General features: G+C 56.3%; 4 protein-coding genes. 3 read left to right on the top strand and 1 reads right to left on the bottom strand.

Annotated features, from left to right (window positions below; all coding sequences use genetic code 11):
• Positions 1–162: 162 nt before the first annotated feature.
• On the bottom strand, positions 163–1,956 hold the full coding sequence (locus LEP6406_RS0204515) for a CHASE domain-containing sensor histidine kinase (protein WP_155834628.1): 1,794 nt from the start codon (positions 1,954–1,956) through the stop codon (positions 163–165).
• 196 nt (positions 1,957–2,152) lie between these two features.
• On the opposite strand from LEP6406_RS0204515, the gene LEP6406_RS0204510 reads away from it, so the two are divergent.
• The 3 genes from LEP6406_RS0204510 to LEP6406_RS0204500 all read left to right on the top strand — a co-directional run bounded on the left by LEP6406_RS0204510 (position 2,153) and on the right by LEP6406_RS0204500 (position 6,183).
• The gene (locus LEP6406_RS0204510; RefSeq protein ID WP_008316870.1) at positions 2,153–3,835 is read left to right on the top strand and encodes an ABC transporter substrate-binding protein; all 1,683 of its coding nucleotides are present in this window, start codon (positions 2,153–2,155) and stop codon (positions 3,833–3,835) included.
• A gap of 260 nt (positions 3,836–4,095) precedes the next feature.
• Positions 4,096–5,124 (top strand): ABC transporter permease, encoded by a 1,029-nt coding sequence (locus LEP6406_RS0204505; RefSeq protein ID WP_008316872.1) that lies wholly within the window; start codon positions 4,096–4,098, stop codon positions 5,122–5,124.
• A gap of 213 nt (positions 5,125–5,337) precedes the next feature.
• The gene (locus LEP6406_RS0204500) at positions 5,338–6,183 is read left to right on the top strand and encodes an ABC transporter permease (protein ID WP_008316874.1); all 846 of its coding nucleotides are present in this window, start codon (positions 5,338–5,340) and stop codon (positions 6,181–6,183) included.
• Positions 6,184–6,287: the final 104 nt, after the last annotated feature.

Genomic DNA, 6,287 nt, shown 5'->3' with positions numbered 1-6,287 from the left:
ACCCCAACACCCCAACACCCCAACACCCCAACACCCCAACACCCCATCCCCCCAACACCCCAACACCCCATCCCCCAACACCCCATACAAGCGAGAACTATTACGCCCTTCCACCATGGGTAAAACAGCATTGCAACCTGATCTAGTGGATCAACAGGGCGATCAATCAATTCGGGGTAGGCAGACGGTGACAGTTGTGCCCTGGTGCTCTTGACTGTGGATGCTCAGGGTGCCCTGGTGCCGCTCTACACAGGTTTTAACCACTGCTAATCCCAGGCCCGTGCCGGGAATATCGCCCACATTCTGGCCTCGGTAGAAGGGTTCACAAATGCGGGTTTGGGCAGCAGCGGGAATACCCAGACCCCAGTCTTGCACTTGGAGGGTCAGGGTTGTAGCCGTGCTGGTCAGTCGCAACCAGATCTGGCCTGGGGTGGGGGAATATTTAATCCCGTTTGACAGCAGATTTACGAGGATTGATCGCACCAATTTGGGGTCTAGATAGACTTTGGGGCTGGTTAGGTGCGACTCAAACTTGAGAACTTGGCCGGGGCGTAGCTCTGGTTGTAGCTCGTCCACAAGTTGCTGCCCCAGGCGGGTTAAATCCACAATTTCTGGGGCAATGTCGAGGTGCTTAGCCTCGGCCCGAGCCAGGGTGAGAATATCGCTGAGTAGTTGGGTCATGCCCTTGGTAATGGTTTGAATGCGTTCTACGGTTTTGAGCGTTTGGCCCTCTGTCCAAACGGTGTAGTTGGCGGCTAAGGACTGGGCCGACACCAAAATAATGCTGAGGGGGGTGCGCAGTTCGTGGGAGGCCATGGAGAAAAAGCGCAGCTTTAGGTCGCTGAGTTCGTGGGTGCGCTCGACCTCCGCTTGAGAGCGAGACAGGACCAGCAGCAGGCTCGCCGTCAGCAACAACCCCAGCACCAGGGTAGCGGTGGCCCCCCAAGGAAAGGTGGCGATGCCCCCGATGGCGGGGTCAAATTCAATCGCCCACTCTCGCTGGGCAAAGGTGAGGGTCTGGCGACAGGGGGTGGGGCAGAGGGGGCTGCGGGCAACGGTGCCTAGGGGGGCTGGGGTGGGGGGAATGCGCACCTGCTGGGATAGGGCGTCGTACTGGCCCAGGAATTGCTGGTTGGGTCGCCCGGTAAGGTCGTAGAGGCGAAAATTGGTGGTGTAGCTGAGATCTTGTAGAGACTCTTCCACCACATCGGCTACGCGAAACACCCCCAGCACATAGCCCATCAGGATCTTTGGGGATGGTGGGGATGTCTGGGAAGCGTCAGGGTCTTGGTAAATAGGCAGAAAGACCAGGAAGCTAAATTGATCGTTGGCGGTCTCTTGGACCAGACGAATGCGTCCGGTGGCGGCCAACTGGCCGGTATCGCGGGCTTGGTGCATGGCAGCTAGGCGGATGGGGTCAGAGGCTAGGTCGTAGCCTAGGGCGACTTCGTTGCCCTGCCAGGGTTCTACGTAGGTGACGGGAACGTAGTCGGGGCGATCGCCCGCTGGAATTAGGCGATCGCCGTCCTGGCGTTCTGTAATCGTGGTGATCGATCGCCCTAGGGTTTGGAGATCTTGCTCGTAGCGAGTGCGATCGCGAGCCTCAATCTGTGGAGCCCACTCTAGAGCTTGAATACCGGGATAGGACACCAGCGCCCGCTGCACAAATCGACCAAACATGGCGGCTGTGACTTGATTATCGGCAACCCGATAGAGATCTTGAATGCCCAGCAGCACATCAGTGTAGCGATTCAGATTGCGCTGAAGCGTGGTCGTCAGATTATCGGTTTGCTGCTGAAACTGGGTACGGCGACTGAGCTGTTCCCAGCGGTGGACCCATAGGGCCATGGCAATAGATAACACGACCCCACACCCCAAGGTCAATCCCATGGTGAGGTAGCGGGCAATCGGAGAAAGTCTCCTATCTTCCCGATTTCTTCCCGAGTATTTACTCAATTTCTTCCCGCTGATTCCCTATGGTAAAGGGCAATTCCTTAGAGGTTCCTTAGGGTAGCAGGGTTGAATTTGGCAGCGCAACCACGGCGTTATTTTTGTTGCTGCTAGGCTTGCAAGTCCGCCCAATAAAAAGTATCACATTTTACCGATTTTAGATTTTCAATTTGTTCGCAAGTATCGATTGGAGGATGGTTCCATGAAATTAAGACGACGCGATATGCTCCGAGTCAGTGGCGGTGCCGTAGCGGGCATGGCCCTATCTACCCTGATCAAGGGCTGTAGCAATAGCCAGTCCCAGGTCACAGGGGCAACCGCAGGTAGCAATAGCAGCGGCAATGGCAGCACCCTGACTATGGTTCAGGGTTCAGGATTTCCTAACAGCTTAGATATCCATCGGGTAGGGACAAATCGTCCAGCCTACGGGGTGTCTTGGGTTTTGTATGATCGCCTGATGACCTTTGGCACCACGACCTTAGAGGATGGTTTAGAATCCTACGATTTCACCATCCTGGAACCGGAATTGGCCGAAAGTTGGGAAATGGCAGCGGATGGCATGTCCGTCACCTTTTTTCTGCGTCAGGATGCGGTATTCCATGATGGGGCTCTGGTCACCGCTGCCGATGTGAAATGGTCTTTTGATCGGGCGGTGTCGATGGGTGGCTTTCCCACGTTCCAGATGAAGGCAGGGGCTTTGGAAGACCCTGAGCAATTTGAGGTGGTGGATGATCACACTTTTCGGGTTAAGTTCTTGCGCCAGGATAAGTTGACCATGATGGATTTGGCGGTGCCGATTCCCGTAATCATCAACTCAGAACTGGTGAAGCCCCACATCACCGCCGAAGACCCTTGGGGGGCAGAATGGGTTAATAACAATGATGCGGGCAGTGGCGCTTATACCATTGGGGATTATCGCCCCAATGAACGCATTACCCTGGTGCGGTTTGAGGATTGGAAATCTGGCCCTCTGCCCGCCATTCAAGAGGTGATTTTGCTGAATGTTCCCGAGGCCGGTAACCGCCGTGCCCTGCTGGAACGGGGGGATATTGACATTAACTTTGATCTCTCGGAACGGGATATGCAGGAACTAGGGGCGATGGATCGTTTCCAGGTGGTTTCTAACCCGATTGAGAACTGTACCTACTCCTTGGATATGCACGCGAATCCAGAACTGGATGGAGCGGTGAATCCCCTGGGGGATGCCAAGGTGCGGCAAGCGATCGCCTATGCGGTGCCCTACGACGCAATTATGGAAACGGCCTTTTACAGTCAGGCGATTCCTCTGTTTGGAGCCGATAGTGTTGAGCCCAAAACCGCAGATTGGCCCCAGCCCCATCCCTACACCCAGGATTTAGATAAGGCTAGGGAACTGCTGGCGGAGGCGGGCTACCCTGATGGGTTTGAAACCAGCATTGCCTTTGATTTGGGGAATGAAGCCTGGGCAGAGCCGATGGTGGTGTTGATTCAGGAATCTCTGGCGGAAATTGGCGTTCAGGTCACGGTGGAAAAGGTGCCTAGCGCCAACTTCCGCTCTGTCTTGGTGGAAAAGAGTCGCCCCATGATTGTGAATCCCTTTGGGGGCTGGCTCAATTATCCTGACTACTTCTTTTTCTATGCCTACCACGGCCAAGATGCCACGTTTAATGGCGGCTCCTACAAGAATCCGGAGATGGATGAGCTGATTGACAAGGCGCTGGCTAGTGAACCGGGTAAGGGGGACTACGAGGAGAACGTCAAGGGCTTTATCCAGATGGCCTGGGAGGAAATGCCTCGGGTACCCATTGTGCAGCCGGTGTTAGCGGCGGCGATGCAGCCTAATGTCAGTGGCTACCGCTATTGGTTCCACCGTCAGGTGGACTTCCGCTCGATCCAGAAGGCATAGCACTCTTGCCCCCTCCCAGAAGAACCCACCCCCTGCCCCCTCCCAAGAGGGGGTTCTGAGCAATCCCCTCCTGGGAGGGGTGCCCGAAGGGCGGGGTGGGTCAATCCCCTCCTGGGAGGGGTGCCCGAAGGGCGGGGTGGGTCAGTCAAGCCCTGATTTGTCGGTTGGGTGGCACGTAGCAGAACCCAACACAGCCCACCGCCGTTAGGTTCCACTGCATTCCATCCAGCCTATAAAGATATCCCCCCGGAGTAATTCCCATGGCCCGTCCTTCAACCCACCAACTGATTGGTCAACGGATTTTAGGGTCGATCCCTAGCGTGATTGGCGTGGTGATTGTCACCTTTATCCTCACCCGCGCCCTGCCGGGAGATCCAGCAGCTTTTCTGTCTGGGCCAGCGGCGACCCCTGCCGCGATCGCGGAAATTCGAGCCAACTTGGGCTTAGATCGCAGTATGCCGGAGCAGTTCTTTATCTACCTGGGGGATCTCTTTCAGGGGGACTTGGGGATGTCCTACACCACAGGGCAATCGGTGGTCTACGACTTGATCACCCGGTTGCCTGCGTCCTTGGAGTTGACTTTGGCGGCGTTGACTTTTGCGATCGCACTCGCCCTACCCCTGGGCATCCTCGCTGCAACCCGTCCCAATTCCTGGGTTGATCATGGGGTCAGGGTATTGGCCACCGCCGGAGTGTCTTTGCCCACCTTTTTTACGGGGCTATTTCTGATTTATATCCTCTACTATCTCCTGGGGGTGGTGCCTGCCCCCACTGGGCGATTGGATATTCTGTTTAGCCCCCCATCAACGATCACCGGATTTTATCTGATCGATAGTTTGCTGACGGGGAACATTCGCATTTTCTGGGCTGCCCTGAGCCAACTGTTTCTTCCTGCCGTCACCCTGGGACTTTTTGCCTTGGCTCCCCTGGCCCGCGTCACCCGTGCGGCCATGTTGGGCATCCTCTCCAGTGACTTCATCCGCACCGCCCGCGCCAGTGGTCTCCCCCCCCGCAAAATCCTGTTTGGCTACGCCTTTCGCAATGCCCTGTTGCCCGTAATCACTACCTTGGGAGTCGTTTTTTCCTTCCTTTTGGGCGCAAACGTCTTAGTGGAAAAGGTATTTGCTTGGCCCGGTATCGGCTCCTATGCGGTCACTGCTCTGGTGGCCTCTGACTATGCGCCAATTCAGGGGTTTATTTTGACCATGGCCCTGCTCTACGTTTTTCTGAACCTACTGATTGACCTGCTCTATGTGGTGATTGATCCCAGAGCGGGGGTTGAGGGGTAGGAGTGGGGGAGTGGGGGAGTGAGGGAGTGATGGGGTATTGGGGTGATGGGGTGTTGGGGTATTGGGTGCCTTCACTCTTCACTCTCCACCCTTCACTCTCCACCCTTCACCCCCCACCCTTCACCCTTCACCCTTCACCCTTCACCCTTCACCCACCACCCTTCACCCACCACCCTTCACCCACCACCCTTCACCCTTATATGGACTACCACCATGAATGCCACGCTGCGCCATACCCGTTATGTGATTAGCGAAAACTGGATTACGTTTGGGGCGTTTGCTCTGTTCTTTGTCTTTGTCTTGTTTGCCATTTTCGGGGATGCGATCGCGCCTTATCGGCCCACGATGAGTGATTCTGCGATCGCGCTTCAGGGTCCAACCTTGGCCCATTGGTTTGGCACTGACCAACTGGGGCGCGATGTGCTCAGTCGGGTGATTGTTGCCACTCGTCTGGATTTGGGCATTGCGGTGCTGGCGGTGGCCCTCTCGTTCATGGCGGGGAGTATTTTGGGTACCTGCGCTGGGTACTTCGGTGGCTGGACGGATCGGATCATTTCCCGTCTGGTGGATACGTTGATGGCCTTTCCCCTATTTGTCTTAGCGATGGGGCTGGTGGCTGCCCTGGGGAATACGATTGAGAACATCATCTATGCCACGGCGATTATTAACCTGCCCTTATATACGCGGGTGGTGCGATCGGAGGTGCTGGTGCGGCGGCAGGCGGGGTTTGTGGATGCCGCCCGTCTGGTGGGGAATGGGGACTGGCGGATCATGGCTCGCCACCTGTTTCCCAATGTGATGCCGGTGCTAATGGTACACATTTCCCTGAATATGGGCTGGGCCATCCTCAATGCCGCAGGGCTGTCCTTCATTGGCCTGGGTGTTCGTCCCCCCACACCGGAGTGGGGAATCATGGTGGCGGAAGGGGCGAGCTACATCATCTCTGGGCAATGGTGGCTAGCTCTTTTCCCTGGCGCGGTGTTGATGCTGGCGGTATTTTGCTTCAACCTCCTCGGCGACGGTTTGCGAGATTTGATTGATCCTCGGATGCGGACTTGAGGTGGAGGGTGGGGGGTAGAGGGTGAAGGGTGAAGGGTGAAGGGTGAAGGGTGAAGGGTGAAGGGTGAAGGGTGAAGGGTGAAGGGTGAAGGGTGAAGTCACCC

Source organism: Leptolyngbya sp. PCC 6406 (assembly GCF_000332095.2).
In the GTDB taxonomy this organism is placed as follows: Bacteria; Cyanobacteriota; Cyanobacteriia; order Phormidesmidales; family Phormidesmidaceae; genus PCC-6406.
The sequence above is the reverse complement of the archived record's forward strand: the minus strand, read 5'-3'. Positions and strand labels throughout refer to the sequence as shown.